Source organism: Shewanella sp. 2_MG-2023 (assembly GCF_030548905.1).
In the GTDB taxonomy this organism is placed as follows: Bacteria; Pseudomonadota; Gammaproteobacteria; order Enterobacterales; family Shewanellaceae; genus Shewanella; species Shewanella electrodiphila.
In genome coordinates this window covers 115,943-140,659 of the sequence record NZ_JAUOSO010000003.1, presented here as the reverse complement: position 1 = coordinate 140,659, position 24,717 = coordinate 115,943, and the positions used below count along the sequence as shown (strand labels likewise).

At 41.7% G+C, this 24,717-nt stretch carries 19 protein-coding genes; 15 read left to right on the top strand and 4 right to left on the bottom strand.

From position 1 onward, the window contains the following. The first annotated feature begins 69 nt into the window (after nucleotides 1-69). Nucleotides 70-1,167 carry a DNA polymerase IV gene (gene dinB, locus Q4600_RS04530; protein ID WP_102528443.1) on the top strand — a complete coding sequence of 366 codons (1,098 nt, stop codon included), beginning with the start codon at nucleotides 70-72 and terminating at the stop codon, nucleotides 1,165-1,167. A gap of 73 nt (nucleotides 1,168-1,240) precedes the next feature. Here dinB and Q4600_RS04525 read toward each other — a convergent pair whose 3' ends face one another. After that, nucleotides 1,241-2,701, bottom strand: a complete 1,461-nt coding sequence (locus Q4600_RS04525; RefSeq protein ID WP_303513148.1) for an aminoacyl-histidine dipeptidase — start codon at nucleotides 2,699-2,701, stop codon at nucleotides 1,241-1,243. 238 nt (nucleotides 2,702-2,939) lie between these two features. Here Q4600_RS04525 and Q4600_RS04520 point away from each other — a divergent pair, with 238 nt between their 5' ends. The 4 genes from Q4600_RS04520 to Q4600_RS04505 all read left to right on the top strand — a co-directional run bounded on the left by Q4600_RS04520 (nucleotide 2,940) and on the right by Q4600_RS04505 (nucleotide 9,297). Continuing rightward, entirely contained in the window at nucleotides 2,940-4,472 is a 1,533-nt protein-coding gene (locus Q4600_RS04520) for a leucyl aminopeptidase family protein (protein WP_303513147.1), read from the top strand. A gap of 845 nt (nucleotides 4,473-5,317) precedes the next feature. Continuing rightward, on the top strand, nucleotides 5,318-6,607 hold the full coding sequence (locus Q4600_RS04515) for an NCS2 family permease (RefSeq protein WP_102526876.1): 1,290 nt from the start codon (nucleotides 5,318-5,320) through the stop codon (nucleotides 6,605-6,607). A gap of 292 nt (nucleotides 6,608-6,899) precedes the next feature. Next, the gene (gene proB / locus Q4600_RS04510; protein ID WP_303513144.1) at nucleotides 6,900-8,039 is read left to right on the top strand and encodes a glutamate 5-kinase; all 1,140 of its coding nucleotides are present in this window, start codon (nucleotides 6,900-6,902) and stop codon (nucleotides 8,037-8,039) included. Then, the gene (locus tag Q4600_RS04505) at nucleotides 8,029-9,297 is read left to right on the top strand and encodes a glutamate-5-semialdehyde dehydrogenase (protein ID WP_303513142.1); all 1,269 of its coding nucleotides are present in this window, start codon (nucleotides 8,029-8,031) and stop codon (nucleotides 9,295-9,297) included. The genes proB and Q4600_RS04505 overlap by 11 nt, the downstream gene beginning before the upstream one ends. A gap of 173 nt (nucleotides 9,298-9,470) precedes the next feature. On the opposite strand, the gene Q4600_RS04500 is transcribed toward Q4600_RS04505, so the two are convergent. Continuing rightward, a complete protein-coding gene (locus Q4600_RS04500) occupies nucleotides 9,471-9,821 on the bottom strand; it encodes a hypothetical protein (RefSeq protein WP_229368969.1) in 351 nt (116 codons plus the stop codon). A gap of 96 nt (nucleotides 9,822-9,917) precedes the next feature. Continuing rightward, a complete protein-coding gene (locus tag Q4600_RS04495) occupies nucleotides 9,918-10,841 on the bottom strand; it encodes a DMT family transporter (RefSeq protein ID WP_303513139.1) in 924 nt (307 codons plus the stop codon). A 274-nt stretch (nucleotides 10,842-11,115) separates the two neighbouring features. On the opposite strand from Q4600_RS04495, the gene dnaK reads away from it, so the two are divergent. The 9 genes from dnaK (at nucleotide 11,116) to greA (ending at nucleotide 23,516) form a co-directional block, all read left to right on the top strand. After that, nucleotides 11,116-13,035 (top strand): molecular chaperone DnaK, encoded by a 1,920-nt coding sequence (gene dnaK, locus Q4600_RS04490; RefSeq protein ID WP_229368967.1) that lies wholly within the window; start codon nucleotides 11,116-11,118, stop codon nucleotides 13,033-13,035. A gap of 87 nt (nucleotides 13,036-13,122) precedes the next feature. Beyond that, nucleotides 13,123-14,256, top strand: a complete 1,134-nt coding sequence (gene dnaJ / locus Q4600_RS04485; RefSeq protein ID WP_102526881.1) for a molecular chaperone DnaJ — start codon at nucleotides 13,123-13,125, stop codon at nucleotides 14,254-14,256. A 143-nt stretch (nucleotides 14,257-14,399) separates the two neighbouring features. Further along, on the top strand, nucleotides 14,400-15,641 hold the full coding sequence (locus Q4600_RS04480) for a DEAD/DEAH box helicase (RefSeq protein WP_303513134.1): 1,242 nt from the start codon (nucleotides 14,400-14,402) through the stop codon (nucleotides 15,639-15,641). 163 nt (nucleotides 15,642-15,804) lie between these two features. Beyond that, complete coding sequence (locus Q4600_RS04475) at nucleotides 15,805-16,602, top strand: M48 family metallopeptidase (RefSeq protein ID WP_102526883.1); 798 nt, start codon at nucleotides 15,805-15,807, stop codon at nucleotides 16,600-16,602. Nucleotides 16,603-16,703: 101 nt separating this feature from the next. Next, nucleotides 16,704-17,318, top strand: a complete 615-nt coding sequence (locus Q4600_RS04470; protein ID WP_102526884.1) for an FKBP-type peptidyl-prolyl cis-trans isomerase — start codon at nucleotides 16,704-16,706, stop codon at nucleotides 17,316-17,318. A 52-nt stretch (nucleotides 17,319-17,370) separates the two neighbouring features. Then, nucleotides 17,371-18,183 carry a 4-hydroxy-tetrahydrodipicolinate reductase gene (gene dapB, locus Q4600_RS04465; protein ID WP_102526885.1) on the top strand — a complete coding sequence of 271 codons (813 nt, stop codon included), beginning with the start codon at nucleotides 17,371-17,373 and terminating at the stop codon, nucleotides 18,181-18,183. A gap of 180 nt (nucleotides 18,184-18,363) precedes the next feature. Then, nucleotides 18,364-19,521 carry a glutamine-hydrolyzing carbamoyl-phosphate synthase small subunit gene (gene carA, locus Q4600_RS04460; RefSeq protein ID WP_102526886.1) on the top strand — a complete coding sequence of 386 codons (1,158 nt, stop codon included), beginning with the start codon at nucleotides 18,364-18,366 and terminating at the stop codon, nucleotides 19,519-19,521. Nucleotides 19,522-19,548: 27 nt separating this feature from the next. Further along, a complete protein-coding gene (gene carB / locus Q4600_RS04455) occupies nucleotides 19,549-22,773 on the top strand; it encodes a carbamoyl-phosphate synthase large subunit (RefSeq protein ID WP_248954916.1) in 3,225 nt (1,074 codons plus the stop codon). Nucleotides 22,774-23,039: 266 nt separating this feature from the next. After that, complete coding sequence (gene greA / locus Q4600_RS04450; RefSeq protein WP_102526888.1) at nucleotides 23,040-23,516, top strand: transcription elongation factor GreA; 477 nt, start codon at nucleotides 23,040-23,042, stop codon at nucleotides 23,514-23,516. A gap of 153 nt (nucleotides 23,517-23,669) precedes the next feature. On the opposite strand, the gene yhbY is transcribed toward greA, so the two are convergent. After that, nucleotides 23,670-23,969: a ribosome assembly RNA-binding protein YhbY gene (gene yhbY, locus Q4600_RS04445; protein ID WP_055023703.1), complete on the bottom strand. Its 300-nt coding sequence runs from the start codon at nucleotides 23,967-23,969 to the stop codon at nucleotides 23,670-23,672. Between the two features lie 90 nt (nucleotides 23,970-24,059). On the opposite strand from yhbY, the gene rlmE reads away from it, so the two are divergent. Beyond that, nucleotides 24,060-24,689: a 23S rRNA (uridine(2552)-2'-O)-methyltransferase RlmE gene (gene rlmE / locus Q4600_RS04440; protein ID WP_102526889.1), complete on the top strand. Its 630-nt coding sequence runs from the start codon at nucleotides 24,060-24,062 to the stop codon at nucleotides 24,687-24,689. Nucleotides 24,690-24,717 lie beyond the last annotated feature (28 nt).

Sequence of the window (24,717 nt, the reverse complement as noted above, 5' to 3'; positions counted from 1 at the left end):
TGATTTCTTGTGTACTGTTTTTATATACAGTACTATTGGGATGTGTATTTGCTATTTAGTTTTTTGTCTATGCGAAAAATTATTCATATCGATATGGATTGTTACTTTGCCGCAGTGGAAATGCGCGATTTTCCTGAGCTGCTCGGCAAACCGCTTGCTGTGGGTGGAAGAAGCGATCGAAGAGGGGTTATTAGCACCTGTAATTATGAGGCTCGTGAGTTTGGCGTACGTTCTGCAATGTCGAGTTACCATGCGCTTAAGCTTTGCCCAGACCTTACCCTAGTCCCCGGTCGAATGGATGTATATAAATCTGTATCTGTACAAATTAGAGAAATTTTCCACCGTTATACCGACTTAGTCGAGCCACTGTCATTAGATGAAGCCTACCTCGATGTCACAGATTGTGAACAATGTAAGGGCAGTGCGACCTTGATTGCACAAGCCATTCGCCAGGAAATATTTGAGGTCACTGGGCTGACTGCATCAGCAGGTGTGGCACCGATTAAGTTTCTTGCCAAAATTGCTTCAGATTTGAATAAGCCCAATGGTCAATATGTTATCCCTCCTGGTGCCATTGCTGAGTTTGTAAAACCGTTAACCTTAAATAAAATTCCCGGCGTAGGCAAAGTGACCTCTGCTAAATTAGCTGCATTAGGCTTAAACACCTGTGAAGATGTGCAACATTACCCAAAAGAAAAGTTGATAGCGGGATTTGGTAAATTTGGCCGAGTATTAATAGAGCGAGCCCAAGGTATCGATAATCGTCAGATAAGCCCGAATAGAGTTCGTAAATCTGTGGGAGTCGAAACCACACTGGCTCAGGATATTTTTACTCTTGAGCAATGTAATAATGTGATGCCGCAGTTGATCCAAGAATTGCTGGCTCGAGTCAACCGCAGTGCTAAAGATAGAAAAATACATAAACAAGTGGTGAAGTTGAAGTTTAATGACTTTAAACAAACCACCATTGAGCATCGCAGTGACGAGATATCAGTGAACATGTTTCAAGACCTACTGGCACAAGCCCTAGAGCGGTCAAATGGAAGAGGAATACGATTAGTGGGTGTTTCTGTCGGACTGGCTGATATTGTGGCTGATGCTAGCCATTCAACAAGTGAGTCTCAAGGGGCATTAACGCATAGCGAGCAACTGGACTTAAACTTCTAATAGAGTTTAAGGTCGCCATTCAAATAAAAAGGCTGCCATTGGCAGCCTTTTAGTCTTGTACTGATTAAGTGTATTAACCTTTAGCCGGAATACGTTCTAGCACTGCTAATAACAGTTCCCAATATTGGCCAACGGTTGTGATGTTAACCATTTCATCAGGGCTATGTGGATAACGAATGGTAGGGCCAATAGAAACCATATCCATTGTTGGATAAGGCTCTTTAAATAATCCACACTCAAGACCCGCATGAATTACCATGATGGTTGGATCTTTTTTGTAAATGTCATTGTAAGTATCACGAACAATTGCCATCACTGGAGAGTTATTGTCGGGCTTCCAGCCTGGGTAAGCGCCAGATAACTCGATGCTAGCACCTGACAGGTTAGCGAGTGCTGTCAATTGTGTTTCAATTTCAACGCGGCCTGAGTCGATTAATGAACGGATAAGGCAAAGCACTTCAACAGATTCATTTTCAGTACTAATAACACCAGTATTCAATGATGTTTCAGTAACGCCTTCAACTTCATCACTCATACGCATTACCCCATTAGGGCAAGCATGAAGTAAGTCGATCAAGGTGTTTTGTGCATCTTCACTCATGACTTTTTCTGGAGTCTCGATTGAAGCAAGTGTGAGTAACATGTCAGGATCGGCAATCGATAACTCTGCACGCACTATTGCTTGGAACTCGGTAATGGCTTGTTCAAGCTTAGTTTGGTTTTCACTAGGCAACATAAAGCTGATGTTGGCTTCACGTGGAATAGCATTACGTAGTGAGCCGCCAGTAAAGTTAACTAACTCAAGTGCGAGCTCATCGGCGTAGCTAAATAAGAAGCGTGCTAGTAACTTGTTTGCATTACCACGACCTAAGTGGATGTTTACACCTGAATGGCCACCTTTTAGTCCAGATAAAGTTAGGTTAAAGCTGGCATTAGTTTGCTCAGGAGCTTGCCATGACATTGGCACACTTAACTGAGCGTCAACACCGCCAGCGCAGCCCATGTAGATTTCGCCTTCTTGCTCAGAGTCAGTATTAATTAAAATATCTGCTTCAAGCATGCCTGCTTCTAGACCAAAAGCGCCAGTCATTCCAGCTTCTTCATCAATGGTCAGTAATACTTCTAATGGACCATGCTTGATATCTGCAGCGCCAAGTACTGCTAGAGCAGAAGCCATACCAATACCATTATCAGAACCTAACGTTGTACCGTTAGCTTTTACCCACTCACCATCAACATAAGCTTCAATCGGATCTTTTTCAAAATCATGCTCTTTATCAGCATTCTTTTGCGGAACCATATCAATATGAGCCTGAAGAACTACAACCTTGCGGTTTTCCATGCCAGGAAAAGCGGGTTTTTTAATGATGAGGTTGCCCACTTTATCTTCTACAACGCTTAAGTTTTTTGACTTAGCCCACTGTTGTATGTGTTCACTTAATGCTTGTTCGAATTTTGATGGATGTGGAATTGAACAAATTTGTTCAAACCATTGCCATAAAGGCTGAGGATATAATTGATTGATCGCTGTCACGAAGACTCCCTTATTGTTTTTGAGGTGGGAATAGATGGCAAACAGTCTAGCATATCAAGCCTGTTAGACTGTGATCTGAGGCGATTTGATTGTTTGTGTTATAGCAAATATATGTAAATAAATATTAACCCTGTCGTCATTTGAAATTTATATACTTAGGCCGCGCAAACTGGCTATTATTTAATGCTTAATGGCAAACTGTTCATAGCTAAATAAAAATGATTAAAAAGGAAGGCTCATGTTTCAAGTGGATCTAGTAGACGTTCAAAGTGATGATGCGATTTTCGAAGGTAATGGCTGGGATGCCGTTATTGTTGTTGCTTCAGATTTAGATGTCATCGCACAAGATGAAATCAAATTACTGGCAAATCATGCCAAACAAATTGATCAAAGAATTGGTAAAACCGCAACCTTATTATTAGCGCCAGGTTTAGCTGGCGGGCGTTTGATTGTGTCGCCAGTGCTCAATGCAAAAAACGAATACAGTGATGTAACTGTGTTTGCTAAGGCAGCACGTGAGGGGATTGCGATTGCAAAAGCTGCTGGTGCGGTAAAACCATTATTGGTGGTAAGCCAACATAGCGATACGCGTTATCAATATGCGCAACAGGTCTCGGCATTAGCATGTGGTCAAGAGTTATGGCAATCCCTTGAGTACCGAGAAGCTGAACAGACATTGCCTGCAATGACAGCGATTGGTTTATTGGTAACTCAATCTTGCAGTGAATTACTCAATGCTGTTGAAGCGGGTAAGGTGCTGGCTCGTGACTTATGTGGCACGGAACCTGAAAGAATGGCAGCTCCTGCATTTGCTGATTATTGTGTCGATGCTTTTAACGGCAGTGGTTTATCAGTTTCAGTGGTGGATGAGCAAGAAGAGCTAGAACGAGACTACCCGCTATTATGCGCAGTTGGTCGAGCATCATTTTGTGTACCTAGGCATCAGCCTCGTGTTGTAAAGGTTGAATACGTTGGCGAAGGTGAAATAGAGAAGACATTTTTATTCGCTGGTAAAGGGGTTATATACGATACCGGTGGTGCAGATATCAAAGTCGCTGGCGGTATGGCTGGGATGAGCCGTGATAAGGGCGGCGCTGCAGCAGTTGCAGGCTTAATGAAAACCTTATCTCTATTAAAACCCAAAGGTATTCGGGTTATCGCAGAATTAGGTTTAGTCAGAAATAGCATTGGTAGTGATGCGTTTGTACCTGATGAAATCATCAATAGCCACGCAGGTGTGCGCGTAAGAATTGGTAATACTGATGCAGAAGGGCGTTTAGTACTCGCTGATTTATTATCGCATTTAAGAATAAAAGCCACATCTGCAGTTAATCCTCAATTATTTTCAGTGGCTACCTTAACTGGCCATGTGGTGCGCTGTTACGGTGGTTACACTGCAGTGGTAGAAAATGCGGTGTCAAAAGCACAGGGCATTGGCGCTGGAATTGCTGATGTCGCTGAGTTATGGGGTGAATCGGTTGAGTTGTCTCGTTTACGTCATGATGATTTCGCTAAGGTAAATAACATTTCTGGTCAAGGTGAGTTACTGTCATCTAATAATGGTCCATCAGCCATTACTGCCCGTGGTCATCAATACCCAGCAGCTTTCCTTATTAATGCCTCAGGTTTAGGCGACCATGGCAGTCACAGTGCTGCACCGCTACCATTTGCCCATATCGACATTGCGGGTAGTGCAACGGAAGGGCACCCTTTGTATGGAAAACCGACGGCATCACCTTTGGTAACTTTATTACAAAATGCGATAAAGTAAGCTTCTAGTAGCTTAAAAAATAACCGAGCACAATATATAGTAGCTTTGTTGCGAAAGTAACAAAGCTGCTTGTATTTATATAGTCATGCAAATGTAATTTAGTTACTTTTTTAGCTATATTTAAAATAAATTTAAATAATACTTGTAATAAAATTACATTTTGGTATTATTTATCTCGTTGAAGAGCACGGTGCTTTTCAATTCTAGTTCATCCAGGAAGGATAAAGTCTCCAAGGAATCGAGTAAGTAAGTTGTCTCAATGGATTGAGAAAAGTAAGTTCCAAGGAACCGAGCCCAGCAAGACTAGGTTTTAAACAACTTTATTTGGAGTATGTACTATGTCTTATACAGGCAATCAATATATTTATTGGCAAAACACTTGGTTAAGTTCAGATGCTTTATCAGGTGGTTTATATGCCATGACATTCAAGGGCTAACCCATCCTTGATTGAAGTTTTACCCGTATCAACCCTTTTTTCTGTCGCCTCACGGCGATCTTAGACAACAATAAGCTAGTTCTCTATTGCTAGTTTATTTTGAAGTTTTATCACTTAATGGTGATTCAGTTTTCCTATCCCCATAACGGAAAACGATTAAACTTGTCAGCCTACTCATTGAGTAGGCTTTTTTTTACCTGTATTTCACGTTTTCCTCAGTAATCAGTTTATTAAATTGTCTTGCTAGCGAATATGAGTGTTTATATTGTGAATATGGTTAAGCTCCCTATAAATACCTATAATCCTTGTCACTTAAATGTCACCTGTATCAGTTCCTTATCATAGTGAGTTGATCAAGTAAGGCGTGACAACAGCCGTTCCATTCCCTTTTTCAAGGATTAAAGTTTCATGTTAGAGAAACTGTTCAAACTCAAAGAGAATCAATCAAATATAAAACAAGAAGTGGTTGCAGGTATCACGACCTTTTTAACCATGGCCTATATCATTTTTGTTAATCCGATGATGTTGGCGGATGCGGGCATGGATCAAGGCGCTGTTTTTGTGGCGACATGTTTAGCGGCTGCAGTAGGTTGTTTAGTGATGGGCTTTGTTGCCAACTATCCAATCGCGTTGGCACCTGGAATGGGATTAAATGCTTTTTTCACTTACACCGTTGTTGGTGAAATGGGCTATAGCTGGGAAACGGCACTAGGTGCGGTATTCATGTCGGGTATTTGTTTCCTTATTCTGTCTTTAGTGAAAATTAGAGAGTGGATTGTCAATAGTATTCCGATGAGTTTACGTTTGGGTATTGCTGCTGGTATTGGTTTATTCCTTGCCTTTATTGGCCTTAAGGCTGCAGGCATTGTTGTCGCAAGTCCTGCAACCTTAGTGACCATGGGCGACATTACGGCATTTCCAGCTGTGATGGCTGCACTCGGTTTCTTTTTAATTATTGCTATGGTTCAGCGAGGGTTAAAAGCTTCAGTAATTTTAAGTATTTTTATCGTCACAGCGCTGGGGTTAGCGTTTGGCGACGTTAGTTATAATGGCATTGTATCAATGCCGCCATCTATTGCGCCCACTTTCATGAAAATGGACTTATCTAGCGTATTAGAAATCAGCATGATTTCAGTGATATTTGCTTTCTTATTTGTCGATCTCTTTGATACTTCAGGGACATTAGTTGCAGTGGCTCAACGCGGTGGTTTCTTAGATGAACAAGGCCGTTTACCGAGAGTGAAGCGTGCATTAAGTGCTGATAGTTTGGCAACTATTGCAGGTGCGAGCTTAGGTACCTCTACAACAACCAGTTATATTGAAAGTACTGCGGGTGTGAGCGCTGGTGGCAGAACTGGATTAACAGCGGTTGTGGTCGGTATTTTATTTATCCTTGCATTATTCTTTGCGCCACTCGCGGGTATGGTGCCTGCGTATGCAACAAGCGGTGCATTATTTTATGTGGCTATTTTGATGATGTCTGGTTTGGTGAATGTTGAATGGGAAGACCTCACTGAAGCTGCGCCTGTGGTGATTGTTTGTTTACTGATGCCACTGACTTTTTCTATTGCTAACGCAATTGGCTTTGGATTTATCTCTTACGCTGTCATTAAAGTATTGACTGGTCGCTTTAAAGATTTGAATCTAGGCATTGTATTTATTGCGGTCTTATTCTTAGTTAAATTTATATATGGTTAAACCGTTGAGATGTTGGGTTTAAGTTAACTTTTTGCGTTGATTTTACTTGTTTGCTTTGGATTTTAATCCTCAGCTATTGTTTTTACAGGCTTCATTAAATATATCTTGTTAGCTAAAATGAATCGATTTATTGATTTTTTGTTAAGGGTTATGCATTGCATAGCCCTTTTTTATGCAGGATCATAATCTATGTCATGAATTTCTTTTAACATAGTTAAGCATTGCTATTATTCTTTAGTCTAATTAGGTATAAAAATCTTCCACTAAAATTGTTTTGTTTGGAAAGGTACCAATGTCTTACCAGCGGGTAGTAGTAAAATTAGGCACCAGCGTGCTGACATCAGGCAGTAATAAGCTTGATAAAGCGCACATGGTTGAATTAGCGCGACAAATATCAGCGTTAGTGCGTTCAGGCGTTGAAGTTGTGCTTTGCACATCAGGCGCAATAGCTGCAGGACGAGAGCACCTCCAATACCCCGAACTCCCCGATGACATACCCAACAAACAACTTCTTGCAGCAGTAGGCCAAAGTCAGTTAATTCTTGCTTGGAGTGAAGTGTTTAGCATTTATGGTTTGCATGTCGGTCAACTGTTGCTTACTGGCGCTGATTTACATGATCTTGAAAGATACATGAATGCAGGCGATACGATTAACGTCTTGTTAGAAAACAACATCATTCCAATCATTAATGAAAATGATGCGGTTGCGACTAGTGAGATCAAAGTGGGGGATAATGATAATTTATCTGCCAGAGCTGCATTGCTATGCGAAGCCGATCTGTTAGTGCTACTGACGGATCAAAAAGGTTTGTTCGATGCAGATCCGAGATCAAACCCCAATGCCAAATTAATCACTACCGTAGCCACCATTGACGACAACTTACGTCAGTTAGCTGGCGGCGCTGTATCTGGGCTTGGCACTGGTGGCATGGCGACTAAATTAGAAGCCGCAGACATCGCTAAAAGAGCTGGTGTTGAGGTTGTAATTGCTTCAGGCCATCATCCAGAAGTCCTGACTAAAATTGCTAAAAAAGAAGCAATTGGCACTCATTTTAGTGCGATTAAAAACCCACTAAGTTACCGTAAACAATGGATTTTGGTAGGACCTGCAACAGAAGGGCGATTTAAACTTGATGATGGTGCATGTCATGCGGTGGTTGAAACTGGCAGCAGCTTATTACCGAAAGGTATAGTCAGTGTTGAAGGCGAATTCGAGCGTGGTGCGATTGTGTTATTGACCGATCAATCTGGCAATGAAATAGCTAAAGGCTTAAGCCGTTACTGTTCACGTGCGCTGAAGCTTATTGCCGGCAAACATTCTAACCAAATTGAAGAATTAATTGGTTACGACTATGGCGCTTCTATAGTACATCGAAACGATATGGTTCTATTAGACTGCGAACAATTTAAAGGAAGCAAACATGCCTCATAAAGAATATTTACACACATTAGGCAAGCAAGCGAAAGCGGCAAGTTTTGCCCTAGCGAATTTATCTAGTCAAAAGAAATCTGAATTATTACATTGTATTAGTGAGCAGTTATCACTTAACAGCGAAGCTATTCTTACTGCCAATGCTAAAGATGTCGCAGCGGCTAGAGAAAGTGGTTTAACAGATGCCATGATTGACCGCTTGTTATTAGATAACGATAGATTAAGCGGCATAATTGCAGATATTGATAATGTGATTAATCTTGCCGATCCCGTTGGAAGTGAATCAAGCAGTCAGCTGTTAGATAACGGTTTACGCTTAACTCAACGTCGCGTGCCACTAGGTGTTGTGGGAGTGATTTACGAAGCAAGACCAAACGTGACAGTTGATATCGCAGTACTTGCATTAAAAACGGGTAACGCAGTTATTTTGCGTGGCGGTAAAGAAACACTAACTTCAAACCAGGTATTAAGCGACGTCATTCGTAAAGCATTAACCTTGCAAGGCTTACCTGAGAATGCGGTTCAACTCATTAACTCAACCGACAGAGATTTGGTAACTGGTTTATTAACCTTAGATCAATACGTCGATATGATTATCCCGCGTGGTGGGCAAACGCTGCAGCGTTTATGTGCTGAAAAAGCCAGTATCCCGGTGATCTTAGGTGGTATTGGTATTTGTCATTTATACCTAGATAAAATGGCCGACCTGAGCCGCAGTGCAGAAGTGATTATTAACGCAAAAGTTCAGCGCCCAACAGTATGTAATGCGTTAGATACTTTACTGATACATGAAGATGTTGCTGCTGAATTTTTGCCAATCTTATTCAAGCAAATGTCAGCATTAGGTGTCAGTTTTTATACTTGTGATAAAACCAAAACCTTAGTGGATACTCAAGCCTTTGAAATCCATTCAGCTACTGATGAGAGTTACTCAACAGAGTGGTTATCACTGACCTTAGGTGTAAAAGTGGTTACTGACATTGATCAGGCTATCGAACATATCCGCCAGCATTCTAGCGGTCACTCTGAAGCGATTTTATCTGACGATATTAATGCCACTTGCCATTTTATGAATCAAGTCGATTCAGCTGCAGTGTATGTGAATGCAAGTACACGCTTTACTGATGGCTCGCAATTTGGACTAGGCGCTGAAGTTGCTGTTAGTACGCAGAAGTTACATGCTCGTGGACCAATGGCACTTGATGCGTTAACCACATACAAATGGTTAGCAACAGGTGACTACACTGCACGTGGATAGTTAGTCTGCTTCTTTTTTACTTAACGTTTGAGATAGATACTTAATGTTTGAGATTATTACTTAACGTTTGTGATTGATAGTTAAAAAGCACTTCGGTGCTTTTTTGCTTTCTGCCATCTGCCAATTAGTAAGCTTTACTACAAGCTAGTAGGGATGTTGTATCAGGTTAGCTGTTATTGAGTAAAAATGAGATGACTTGGCATAGGTGGAATTGATAAACGTAAATACGTGGCATAGCACCAAACGGCAAAACTACTGAGTGTCATTATTATTGCAGCAATCCTTGTCGCTTGGACATATTCCTTCATAAATGGGAAGTATTTGGTTTGAATGCGGTTAGTAAAATAGACCGCTGGAAAAATGAAAACGCAAATATACATGGCTGGGTATTGTGTTGAACTGTCACCGTTGAAATATTCATAAACCATAATCCCTACCGTTATCAATAGACAGGTAATACGTATTCTGGTTTCGACGGCATCACTAAAGTTCCAACGCGGCATTCCCATTGCCAATATCTCCATTGCTTTCTTTTTGCTTGTAACATATTAATAACAATTAATCTGCTGCCTGACAACCAGGTTATTGAGTATATGCATGATAGTGCAATATATTAGCAGCTAACTGGTATATTTTACTTTTGAGAAACGATTCAATTTAGGCAGCAGTTTTGGCAATATTTTTTGTAGCATTAAGCCAGATAATATAAAGCACAAGCCAATATAAGTGCTCACAGTTATATGCTCTTTTAATATGACAGATATTAACCCAACAGATAATACTGGGGTGAGGAAAACCAGCGTGGTGATATTGGAGGTCTTATCAGTGGTTTTAAGTGCCATTAACCAAAGCACGAATGTTAAACCCATTTCAAATAAGCCAACATACATCCCAGCCACGAGCGCTGACCAACTGATCGCTTCAATGGGTTGGTGCAGCATCATTGCGGCTGTAACAAAAGGCAAGCCGATTAAAAAACTCAGTAATAAACTAACAATCGCATCGCCGTCATCTTTCGTATTAATCACCCAGTAAAAGCACCAAATAACAGTACTACTTAACACAAATGCGATACCTGTAGGGCTGTCAAAATTAAAACTGGTGAGGTTCCCGCCGCTAGCAATAACGTAAACCCCGCTGTACGCAATAATCGCTGCAAGTACATCTATCTTAGTTAATTTATGGCCAAGTAAAGGTACGGCTAAAATGGGTAATAAAATAGCCCATGTGTAGTTCAGGGATAAGGCTTGTTGAGCGGGCAATAAATCATAAGCTTCAAACAATACGTAATAGTATAAAAACGGATTCAATAGGCCAGTGAATAAATAAAAGAGAGGGCGTTTGATAAATTGCTTAGCGATTAAGCCAAATTTACCTTGGGCGATAACAATGATACCTAAGGCGAAAATAGAGGTGATGACGGCAACAAAAACTAACTGTAATGGGGTGAAATAACCCAACGCTATTTTAAAAGCTGTCGCGACAGTTGACCATAACAATACGGCCAATAGGCCATAAATATAAGCTAGAGAAGTATTCGACACTGTCTTTCCTAATTGAAAATAAAACGTAGGCATAATAATTTCCGAGATTGTATGCAATATACAAAGTGGATGCACTACTTATTTTCTCATTGCTTAAGATATTTTTAATAAAATTTATGATCTCGCCCTTGTAATTTAGATCGCTGTCCCAATATATGCAGTAAGGCTGATATGAGAGGCTAAAAAATTAGGACTTGAAATTACAAATCCTGACCCCATATCAACAACCATAAGCAAATTTAGAAACACTAAAATTTATATTTCGGAGATCCTCATGGGCAAAATTATTGGTATTGACTTAGGCACAACGAACTCTTGTGTTGCTGTCCTTGATGGCGACAAAGCTCGCGTAATTGAGAACGCAGAAGGCGAACGTACTACATCATCAATCATCGCATACACTGAAGATGAAACATTGGTGGGTTCACCAGCTAAACGTCAAGCTGTTACCAACCCAACTAACACTTTCTTCGCGATTAAGCGTTTAATCGGTCGTCGTTTTAAAGATGACGAAGTTCAACGTGATGTTGACATCATGCCGTTCAAAATCATTGGTACAGACAATGGTGATGCATGGGTTGAAGCTCACGGTAAGAAAATGGCACCACCACAAGTTTCTGCTGAAATCTTGAAAAAGATGAAAAAGACTGCAGAAGACTTCTTAGGTGAAGAAGTAACAGAAGCAGTTATTACTGTTCCTGCATACTTTAACGATTCACAACGTCAAGCAACGAAAGATGCTGGTCGTATTGCTGGTCTTGATGTTAAACGTATCATCAACGAACCAACTGCTGCTGCATTAGCTTACGGTATCGATAAGAAGCAAGGCGACAATGTTGTTGCTGTATACGATTTAGGTGGCGGTACTTTCGATATCTCTATCATTGAAATCGATAGCAACGATGGCGACCAAACTTTCGAAGTACTTGCAACTAACGGTGACACTCACTTAGGTGGTGAAGATTTTGATAACCGTCTAATCAACTATTTAGCTGATGAGTTCAAAAAAGAGCAAGGTCTAGACCTACGTAATGACCCGCTAGCTATGCAACGTGTTAAAGAAGCTGCAGAAAAAGCGAAAATTGAACTTTCAAGCACCACTCAAACTGAAGTTAACCTACCTTACATCACTGCTGATGCAACAGGTCCTAAGCATTTAGTGGTTAAAATCACTCGTGCTAAGTTAGAGTCTTTAGTAGACGACTTAATTCAACGTTCTTTAGAGCCACTAAAAGTTGCTCTAGCTGATGCTGACTTATCAGTTTCTGATATCAACGAAGTTATTCTTGTTGGTGGTCAAACTCGTATGCCTAAGGTACAGGCTGCAGTAACTGATTTCTTCGGTAAAGAGCCACGTAAAGATGTTAACCCTGATGAAGCTGTAGCTGTAGGCGCGGCAATTCAAGCAGGTGTTCTTTCTGGTGACGTAAAAGATGTATTGTTACTTGACGTTACACCACTATCATTTGGTATTGAAACCATGGGTAGCGTAATGACTAAGCTTATCGAGAAGAACACCACTATCCCGACTAAAGCGAGCCAAACGTTCTCAACTGCTGAAGATAACCAAAGTGCGGTAACGATTCACGTACTTCAAGGTGAGCGTAAGCAAGCTAGCTACAATAAATCTCTAGGTCAATTCAACCTTGAAGGTATTGAGCCTGCTCCACGTGGCCAACCACAAGTTGAAGTATCTTTTGATATCGATGCAGATGGTATCTTAAACGTATCAGCAACTGACAAGAAAACCGGTAAAGCGCAAAACATCACTATTAAAGCTAACTCTGGTCTAAGTGACGAAGAAGTAGAGCAAATGGTACGTGATGCTGAAGCACATGCTGACGAAGATGCTAAATTCGAAGAGCTAGTTCAAGCGCGTAACCAAGCTGATGGCATGGTTCACGCGACTAAGAAGCAAATCGAAGAAGCTGGCGAAGCACTACCAGCTGAAGAAAAAGAGAAAATTGAAGCTGCAATGGCTGAAGTTGATACCGCAACTCAAGGTAACGACAAAGAAGCGATTGATAAAGCAACTCAAGCATTAATGGAAGCGTCAGCTAAGTTAATGGAAATTGCTCAAGCGAATGCACAAGCGCAACAAGGTGAAGCTCCTGCACAAGATGCACAAGAAGCTAAGCCTGAAGATGACGTTGTTGATGCTGAGTTTGAAGAAGTAAAAGACGACAAAAAGTAAACTAATTAGTTAGTTAACTTTCAGGCGGGCGTTGAGAGAAATCTCTAACGCCCGTTCGTACAATACCTGCTTGAGAAAACTGAGATTATGTCAAAGCGAGATTATTACGAAGTTCTAGGTATCGGTCGCGATGCTAGTGAACGAGAAGTCAAAAAAGCCTATAAACGTTTGGCGATGAAGTTTCACCCGGATCGTAATCCAGGTGATGAAGAAGCTGAAGCAAGCTTTAAAGAAGTTAAAGAAGCTTACGAAATTCTAACCGATGCCAATAAAAAAGCCGCTTATGACCAATTTGGTCATGCTGGTGTTGATCCTAACCGCGGTGGCGGTGGTCATGGTGGCGCTGGCGATTTCGGTGATATCTTCGGTGATGTGTTCGGTGATATTTTTGGTGGCGGTCGTCGTGGCGGTGGTCAACGTCAAGCAGCTAGAGGCAGTGACTTACGTTACAACCTTGAGCTGTCGCTTGAAGAAGCGGTACGTGGCCTATCAAAAGAGTTACGTATCCCTACACTCGCATCATGTGATACCTGTGATGGCAGCGGCGCTAAAAAAGGCACCTCTGCAACGACTTGTGGCACATGTCATGGCCAAGGCCAAGTACAAATGCGCCAAGGGTTCTTTGCTGTTCAACAAGCGTGTCCGACTTGTCATGGTCGCGGTAAGATCATTAAAGACCCATGTAAGAAATGTCATGGTGAAGGTCGCGTTGAGAAGAGCAAAACATTATCAGTTAAAATTCCTGCTGGTGTTGATACGGGTGACCGTATTCGCTTATCTGGTGAAGGTGAAGCGGGCGAATTTGGCGCACCTCCAGGCGATTTATACGTACAAGTGACGGTACGCGAACATAATATCTTCGTTCGCGATGGCAATAACTTATATTGTGAAGTGCCAATCTCATTCAGTAAAGCAGCCTTAGGCGGCGAAATTGAAGTGCCAACACTTGATGGCAAAGTGAACTTAAAGATCCCAGCAGAAAGCCAAACTGGCCGTATGTTCCGTTTACGCGGTAAAGGTGTTAAATCAGTTCGCAGTCATGCAGTCGGTGATTTGCTTTGTAAGGTTGTGATGGAAACACCAGTTAACCTGAATGAAAAGCAAAAAGAATTACTGCGTGAATTCGAAGCAACGTTGACAGGCGAATCTAAGAAACATAGCCCTAAAGCTGAAGGTTTCTTTGATGGCGTTAAAAAGTTTTTTCACGATTTAAACAGTTAATCGTTGTAAACACATTACGCTGATATTTTGAAAGGCTGATTACCTATGGTAAACAGCCTTTTTTATTGCAATAAAATCACCTTATTGAGCACTTGTTAAAAGCGTGATTCAATGAGTTCACATGTTTAATTAGGCGTAATCATATGTCGTTTTCATCATTTTCACTTAACCCTAAACTCGTCGATGCTTTACCTGCTTCTGTGTTGAAACCCAGTGAGATTCAAAAGCAGGCAATACCTAAAATCATCCAAGGGCAGGATGTAATGGCATTAGCCCAAACTGGCAGTGGTAAAACCTACGCTTTTGGTTTACCCATTTTGCACAGTATGAGTCAAAAGCCAATTCAGAAACTGAGCCAGAAACTATTGGCTTTAGTTATTGTGCCAACCCGAGAGTTGGCCACACAGGTGGCTGGGGATTTATCTAGAGTAGGTGCAGACTTAGATCTTCGAGTAGAGGTGGTATGTGGTGGCGAAGATACAGAACTACAAATTGAACGCTTATCAACGCCTGCAAGTCTGATTGTTGCGACGCCAGGAAGATTACTGGCATTAGTTAATCAAGGTGCTGTGGACTTTGCAACACTAGAACACCTAGTGCTAGATGAAGCTGACCGTTTATTAGATATGGGCTTTATCGCCGATATTAAGTCACTTATTGCACTTATGCCCACAAGACAAACCTTGTTGTTTTCAGCCACCATGCCAGAACCTTTGCTGCAATTTACTCAGCAGGTATTAGCTAGAGATGCTATTAGGCTGGAAGCTAATGTGGTTAATACAGCGGTTGAAGATATGACTCAAACCATTTATCACATCAATAAGGGCAGTAAGGCAAAAGCAGTCATTGATCTGATTAAACGTAATAACTGGTCTCAAGTGTTGGTGTTTGTGAATGCTAAAGGTGACGCTGATGCTTTATGTAAGAAGATACATAAAGCAAAACTGACAGCGGCTTCCTTACATGGCGATAAAGACCAAGCATTACGTACAGATACTTTGAACCAATTTAAGGCAAAGCAGTTAACGGTATTAGTGGCAACCGATGTCATGGCTCGTGGGATCCACATTGACGCATTGCCTGTGGTGATTAATTTTGAATTACCCGAGCAAGCAGCTGTGTACATTCATCGAATAGGTCGTACTGCACGAGCAGGGTTAAGCGGCTGTGCAATATCTCTGATATGTCATGCTGAAATGCCAAGGCTTAATGCTATTCGCGAATTAAGCCAGTTATCCGTGCCGGTAAGTGAACTCGAAGGCTTTCCCGTAACGGATAAACCCATCGATCCTAATAGTAAAAGGCCGCCTAAAGATAAACAGGCTAATCGACGGACGGCTAAAAAACGCAGTGCCAGTCAATTTAGTAAGAAGCAGGTACGCTGATACTGAATTTGAAAGCGGACTGTAATATTGCAATGGACTGTAGCTGTAACTGCAACTGGCTAAAGGTGGAATGGCTAAAGGTGCAATCAACGGGTGGAATAGTTTAAAATAATTGCAATTAGATAGGCTTAACGCGTGAACAAGATATTTAAAGGGATGTAATATGAAAAAACTAGTTCTGACATTACTGCTTCCAGTGTTATTAGCAGGTTGTGCAACGACAAAGTCACCCACGGGGCGAAGTCAGGTACTGTTATTTGATAAAACACAAATGACAGAAATGGGCGGGCAATCGTTTGCTGCGATGAAAAAAGAGCAAAAGGTCAGTACAGATAAACAGAAAATCGCTTACGTAAGTTGCATTGCTGACAGGATAACCGCAGAGCTTCCTGATCAATCCTTGCAATGGGAGGTCGTGGTATTTGACTCTGAACAAGTCAATGCTTTTGCGTTGCCTGGCGGTCATATCGGGGTGTACACAGGCCTGTTAACTGTTGCAAGCGATGAAGACCAGCTAGCAACGGTTATTGGGCATGAAGTGGCACATGTATTGGCAAGACACGGTAATGAGCAAGTGTCTCGTGCTCAAATGACCAATACTGGCATGCAATTAGCGGATGTAGCGCTAGGCGCTGGTGGTGTTTCAAATAAAGACATGTATATGGCAGGCTTAGGACTTGGCGCGCAGGTAGGGATTTTATTACCTTTTGGTCGAGATCAAGAAAGTGAAGCGGATGAACTCGGTTTAGAGTTAATGGCCAAGGCAGGTTTCAATCCAGCCAAGAGTGTTATTCTATGGCAAAACATGGCGAAAGCTGGCGGTGAGCAAGGGCCGGAATTGTTCTCTACTCATCCATCTCACTCAAGCCGTATATCTGATTTACAAGCGCTACAAACTAAGGTGACCCCTTTATATCAAGCGGCAAAAAAACAGTCCCCAACACAATGTAAAAAAGGCTAATGAAAAATAGTCATTATCATCGCAGATTAGCGCCCATAGCGTTATAAAGTGTGCTAAACTGCCCCGCAAATTTTAACTGATGAATTGAGAGTAAATACGTTATGTCAGAGTTCAACACAATGGAACAGCAAGCAAGTTACGGTGTAGGTCGTCAAATGGGTGAGCAACTAGCTGCTAACTCTTTCGAAGGTATCGATATCCCTGCAGTACAAGCTGGTCTAGCGGATGCGTTTGCAGGTAAAGAAAGCGCTGTTGCAATGGAAGACTTACAAGTGGCTTTCACTGAAATCAGCCGTCGTTTACAAGCTGCTCAAGAAGAAGCTGCTGCAGCTGCTTCAGCTGAAGGCGAAAACTTCCTTGCTGAAAATGCTAAACGTGACGGTATTACTGTGACTGAGTCTGGTCTTCAGTACGAAGTTATCGCTCAAGGTGAAGGTGAGAAACCAACTCTTGATTCAACAATTCGTGCTCATTACCACGGTACTTTCATCAACGGTGAAGTATTCGATAGTTCTGTTGCTCGTGGCGAGCCAGCTGAATTCCCAGTTTCTGGTGTTATCGCTGGTTGGACTGAAGCATTACAACTAATGCCAGTTGGTACCAAGCTTAAATTATTCGTGCCACAACACTTAGCTTACGGCGAACGTGGTGCTGGTGCTTCAATCCCGCCATTCTCGGCGTTGGTATTTGAAGTAGAATTGTTAGAAATCGTTTAATGATTAACGCCTAAGTTTAACTTAGGCGTTTTTGTATCACTGGGAGAAAGACATGACTGCAAAAGTAAGAGTCGCTGTTGTTGGTGCCAGTGGCCGTATGGGTCGCACATTGATTGAAGCTGCTAAGCAACATGACATGATATATTTAGGTGCCGCAGTTGAACGCACAGGTTCTACACTGATTGGTGTTGATGCTGGTGAGTTGGCTGGCGTGGGTACTATGAATGTTGCGATTACAGATTCATTAGACATAGCATCAGAACATTTTGATGTATTAATTGATTTTACCTCTCCAGAATCGTCGCTTGTGCATCTTGATTGGTGTTCAAAAAATAATAAGGCGATTGTGATTGGTACGACAGGTTTTAATCATGCTCAAAAAGAGATGATTAATGCGTTTGCTGAGCAAACACCTGTTGTGTTTGCTCCTAATATGTCTGTAGGCGTTAACTTAACGCTGAAACTATTAGAGCTAACCGCGAAAGTCATGGGCGATTACACTGATATTGAGATCACTGAAGGGCATCATCGTTTTAAAAAGGATGCACCCTCTGGTACGGCGTTAAAAATGGGTGAAGTGATTGCTGATACCCTTGGCCGAGATCTTGAAGAGTGCGCAGTTTATGGTCGTGAAGGTATGACTGGCGAGCGTGATAGAAATACCATAGGTTTTTCTACTATTCGTGCTGGTGATATTGTTGGCGACCATACGGTGATGTTTGCCGATATCGGTGAGCGAGTTGAAATAACTCATAAAGCGACCAGTCGAATGACATTTGCTAATGGTGCCATGCGTGCAGCCTATTGGTTATCCGATCAGGATTCAGGCTTATACGACATGCAGCAAGTGTTAGGACTCAATTAATATTTAAAAAAACCACCTTCGGTGGTTTTTTTTTGGAAATAAATTTTCCCAAAATAAAATAACTAAGCATAGACGCTTTAACTTAATTCATATAAAATCGCTGGAATTTGCCAAAATTTCGTAAATTGGTAGATTTGTAAAAATTAAATACAAATAATTTCAGTGGCTTGGCTCTTTTTTTTGGAGGTCGCGTTGACACAGTCTGCCTTACTCGTACTCGAAGATGGAACCGTATTCTCTGGCACAGCAATTGGTGCCGATGGACTCACTGTTGGTGAAGTAGTTTTTAATACTTCAATGACAGGCTATCAAGAGATTTTAACGGATCCGTCATATTCTCGCCAGATCGTAACTTTAACTTACCCTCATATTGGTAATACCGGTACGAATGATGAAGATACAGAATCTGATTCAGTTCATGCTTGTGGACTTATCATTAGAGATCTACCTCTATTAGCCAGCAACTTTCGTAACCAGCAATCATTAAGCGATTATTTAAAATCGAATAATGTTGTGGGTATCGCGGATATTGATACACGTAAATTGACCCGTATTTTACGTGAAAAAGGTTCGCAAGCCGGCTGTATTATGGTCGGCGATATCGATGAAGCTAAAGCATTAGCTGCAGCGAAGGCATTCCCTGGTTTAAAAGGTATGGACTTAGCAAAAGAAGTCACTACCGAGTCTACTTATCAATGGCGTAAAGCAAGCTGGCGTTTAGTCGGTGGTTTACCTGATGAGACTCCAGAATCAGAACTTAAATATAAAGTTGTCGCTTTCGATTACGGCATCAAACGTAACATCTTACGTATGTTAGTTGACCGTGGTTGTGATGTGACAGTAGTACCAGCCCAAACATCAGCTGCAGAAGTATTAGCGATGAATCCTGATGGGATTTTCCTATCAAATGGTCCTGGCGATCCAGAGCCTTGTGATTACGCTATCACTGCCATTCAAGAAATACTAAAAACTGATATTCCAGTATTTGGTATTTGTCTTGGTCACCAGTTGCTTGCATTAGCATCAGGGGCTAAAACCTTGAAAATGAAGTTTGGTCATCATGGTGCTAACCACCCTGTGAGCGATATTGAGAAAGGTAATGTGATGATCACCAGCCAAAACCACGGTTTTGCTGCTGATGAAGCTACACTACCAGCGAACATCAAAGTGACACACAAGTCATTATTTGATGGTTCACTTCAAGGTATTCACCTTACTGATAAACCTGCGTTTAGTTTCCAAGGCCATCCTGAAGCGAGCCCTGGACCGACCGATGCGTCACCGCTGTTTGATCATTTCATTGAATTGATTGAGCAATCTCGTTCAAACGCTAAATAGTTAGGTCACTCGGAGAAGATAGAAGCAATGCCAAAACGTACTGATATTAAAAGTATTCTAATCCTAGGCGCTGGACCAATTGTCATTGGTCAAGCGTGTGAATTTGACTATTCGGGTGCTCAAGCGTGTAAAGCGCTTCGTGAAGAAGGTTATCGAGTTATCTTAGTTAACTCTAACCCTGCCACGATCATGACCGATCCTGAAATGGCCGATGCAACTTATATCGAACCGATTCATTGGGAAGTGGTTCGCAATATTATCGCTAAAGAAAAACCTGATGCGATTTTGCCTACCATGGGTGGTCAGACTGCACTTAACTGTGCGCTTCAGCTAGAAGCTGAAGGCGTACTAAAAGAATTTAACGTTGAAATGATTGGTGCGACAGCTGACGCAATTGATAAAGCTGAAGACCGTAGTCGTTTTGATACTGCAATGAAAGCCATTGGTCTTGAATGTCCTCGTGCTGGTATTGCTCATACAATGGAAGAAGCACACGGCGTATTAGACCAAGTTGGCTTCCCTTGTATTATCCGTCCATCTTTCACCATGGGTGGCAGTGGCGGTGGTATCGCATACAACAAAGAAGAGTTTGAGGATATTTGTTCTCAAGGTCTTGAGCTTTCTCCAACTAGCGAATTATTGATTGATGAATCGCTAATTGGTTGGAAAGAGTACGAAATGGAAGTGGTTCGTGACCGCAACGATAACTGTATTATCGTTTGTGCTATCGAAAACTTCGATGCGATGGGCGTTCACACTGGTGATTCAATCACAGTTGCACCTGCGCAGACATTGACCGATAAAGAATACCAATTAATGCGTAATGCTTCTTTAGCAGTATTACGTGAAATTGGTGTTGAGACCGGCGGTTCAAACGTTCAGTTTGGTATTTGTCCAAATACAGGACGTATGGTCATCATTGAGATGAACCCGCGTGTTTCTCGCTCATCTGCATTAGCCTCTAAAGCAACTGGTTTCCCGATTGCTAAAATCGCTGCGAAGCTCGCTGTAGGCTTCACGCTTGATGAATTAATGAATGATATTACTGGCGGTCGCACTCCAGCATCATTCGAACCTGCAATTGACTACGTTGTGACTAAAGTTCCTCGTTTTAACTTCGAGAAATTTGCTGGCGCTAATGACCGTTTAACTACGCAAATGAAGTCAGTTGGTGAAGTGATGGCGATTGGCCGTACTTTCCAAGAGTCATTACAGAAAGCACTGCGTGGCTTAGAAGTCGGTCGTAACGGTTTTGATTCTGTTGTTGATATTTCTTTGCCAGAAAGCATGCAGCAAATTCGTCACGAATTGAAAGAACCTGGTTGTGACCGTATTTGGTACATTGCCGATGCATTCCGCGCTGGGCTAAGCCGTGATGAAATCTTCAGACTGACTAATGTTGACCATTGGTTCTTAGTTCAAATTGAAGACTTAATTGCTCAAGAAGCAAAAGTTTCAGAAGTGGGCATGTCTGGTCTTAACCAAGAATTCTTACTTAAGCTCAAACGCAAAGGTTTTGCCGATTCACGTTTAGCTGAAATCTTGGGTGTGAGTGAAACTGAAGTGCGTAAAATTCGTGATAGCTACGGTATGCACCCTGTTTATAAGCGTGTTGATACTTGTGCTGCTGAATTTGCTACAGATACCGCTTACATGTATTCAACGTACGAAGAAGAATGTGAAGCTCTGCCTTCAACGCGCGACAAAATCATGATTCTTGGCGGCGGCCCTAACCGAATTGGTCAGGGTATTGAGTTTGATTACTGTTGTGTTCACGCTGCATTAGCATTACGTGAAGACGGTTACGAAACCATTATGGTTAACTGTAACCCAGAAACAGTATCAACTGATTACGATACATCTGACCGCTTGTACTTTGAACCGGTTACGTTTGAAGATGTACTTGAAATTGTGCGTATTGAAAAGCCAAAAGGCGTGATTGTTCAATACGGTGGCCAAACACCACTTAAACTTGCTCGTGCTTTAGAAGCTGCAGGCGTGCCAATTATTGGTACAAGCCCAGATGCTATTGACCGTGCAGAAGACCGTGAACGTTTCCAACAAGCGATTCAGCGTCTTGAAATGAAGCAACCTGAAAATGATACTGTGACAACGGTTGAAGGTGCGGTACTGTCAGCTGCACGTATCGGTTACCCATTAGTTGTTCGTCCATCATATGTACTGGGCGGCCGCGCGATGGAAATCGTTTATGACGAGCAAGATTTACGTCGCTACTTTAATGAAGCTGTTAGCGTGTCGAATTCTTCTCCAGTATTGCTTGATCGCTTCTTAGATAACGCGATTGAAATTGATATTGATGCTGTTTGTGATGGTGAAATCGTGGTTGTTGGTTCAATCATGGAACACATTGAGCAAGCCGGCGTTCACTCTGGTGACTCTGGTTGTTCACTGCCGCCGTACAGCTTAAGTGAAGATGTGCAAAACCGTATGCGTGAGCAAGTTGCTAAATTGGCAATGGAATTACGCGTAATTGGTTTGATGAATGTTCAGTTTGCGGTTAAAGATGACGAAATCTATATGATTGAAGTTAATCCGCGTGCTGCACGTACAGTGCCATTCGTGTCTAAAGCAACTGGTATTCCACTAGCGATGATTGCTGCTCGTGTTATGGCGGGTCAAAGCTTAACGTCGCAAAACTTTACTAAAGAAGTGATCCCACCATATTTCTCAGTGAAAGAAGTGGTCTTGCCATTTAACAAGTTCCCAGGTGTTGACCCAATGCTTGGCCCAGAAATGCGCTCAACGGGTGAAGTAATGGGTGTGGGTGACACATTCGCTGAAGCCTATGCTAAAGCGCAGCTTGGTGCTACAGCTGAAGTGCCTAAGTCAGGCCGTGCATTAATTTCTGTGCGTAACAGTGATAAAGCACGCGTCGCTGAACTTGCTGCTGAGCTAATTGAGTTGGGTTATCAAATTGACGCAACTCACGGTACTGCAGTTATTCTAGGCGAAGCGGGGATTAATCCTCGTCTCGTTAATAAGGTACACGAAGGCCGTCCACATATTCTCGACCGTATTAAGAATGGTGAATACACTTACATCATCAATACGACAGAAGGGCGTCAAGCGATTGAAGATTCTCGTCAAATTCGTCGTGGTGCACTACGTTACAAAGTGAACTACACAACGACGCTAAATGCTGCCTTTGCTACTTGTATGGCGCATTCGGCTGATGACAGAAATAACGTGAGTTCTGTACAAGAACTACATGAAAGAATCGCTAAAAATTAATTTTGATTAATTTATTGCTGATTTGATTAAAAAGGCTGCATTCGTGCAGCCTTTTTTATTACTATTTTTTGACAGTCACTAGTAACTAAACTCAAGCTTATGTAAGCTTAGACCATCATCATTAGATGCATCCTCAACGCAAGACACCACATCATTAAAACATTTATGTTGTAAAGATCGTGCGCTATGCGAATTAATCGAGATTTAACTGTGCTGACTTAGGTTGGCACGGGGTGCTTTTGTTTTTAAAGGAGACATAAGACATTATGAATACCGTCCCTATGACGATTATTGGAGCTGAGCAGCTTCGTAAAGAATTAGATGAATTAAAATTTGAGCGTCGCCCGTCAATTACTTCTGCAATTGCTGAAGCGCGTGAATTAGGCGATTTAAAAGAAAATGCTGAGTATCATGCAGCACGTGAAGAACAAGGTATTTGTGAAGCTCGTATTCGCGATATTGAAGGCAAGTTATCGAACGCTCAAATCATCGATGTGACTTCAATGCCAAATTCTGGCCGTGTGATTTTTGGTACTACAGTGACAATTTTAAATGTTGATACTGATGCTGAATCGACTTATCGCATTGTTGGTGACGATGAAGCGAACATCAAAGAGAATTTAATTTCAGTTAATTCTCCTATTGCTCGCGGACTGATTGGCAAAAGTGTTGATGACGAAGTGGCTATCACTACGCCAGGCGGCACAGCTGAGTATGAAATTACTGCGGTTGAATATATCTAACTGCATTTAATATCAATATTAATTACGACTTAAGATTGATATTTTATAGTTATAAAAAAACCACTGCTAAACAGTGGTTTTTTTAGGTCAGAATGAACATTTGAATCGTATTGACTGCAAGATGAACCCTAGACCTTAAGTTGTTTGACGAAATTATTTTGCTTTTGGAATGGCAACTTTCATTTCAGCAGACTGACGGAAAATAACTAAGGTGTGTCCGATAAGCTGTATTTTGGTTGATTGAGTTTCGCGAATAATCGCGTCAACGACAGCATTTTTAAGCTCTCTATCAGAAGAGCCTACTTTCACTTTTATTAGTTCATGATGAGTGAGTGCACTATCAATTTCAGCCAGCACACCTTCGGTCAAACCATTAGCACCAAGCAGCACTACTGGCTTTAAGTTATGCGCCAGGCCTTTTAAATGCTGTTTTTGTTTGGTTGTTAAGTTCATTTGTACCAACTTTTTGAATGTTACTGTTGAAAAACGGCTATTCTACCCTTATATAAGCTTTATGTAACTCCAAATCGTTACGGAATTTAAATGGCAACGAAAAAACGTTCGGCAAGTTCAAGCCGATGGATGCAAGAGCATTTTGACGATCACTATGTGAAATTGTCTCAAAAGCGAGGTTTACGCTCTCGTGCTGCATTTAAGTTGGAAGAAATCCAACAGAAAGATAAACTGATTAAACAAGGCATGACAGTGGTTGATTTAGGTGCCGCGCCGGGTGGCTGGTCACAAATCGCTGTTAAGTTAGTGGGTGAAAAAGGCAAATTGGTAGCTTGTGATATTTTACCAATGGATCCGATCGTGGGAGTTGACTTTTTACAAGGTGATTTCCGTGAAGAGAAAGTGCTAGATGCTTTACTTGACCGTGTAGGTGAGGATAAAGTGGATGTTGTACTTTCTGATATGGCGCCTAATATGAGTGGTTCAGATGGTGTGGATCAACCAAGGGCGATGTATCTTGTAGAGTTAGCACTAGATATGTGTCATCAAGTTTTGGCACCTAATGGTAGCTTTGCGGTTAAAGTCTTTCAGGGGGAGGGCTTTGACGAATATATGAAAGCAGTTCGACAAGCTTTCACTACAGTTAAAACACGAAAACCAGATTCATCGCGACCACGTTCACGTGAAGTGTATATAGTGGCGACTGGTTACAAGTTATAGTAGTCTAACGATTAATTATCGTGGGTCT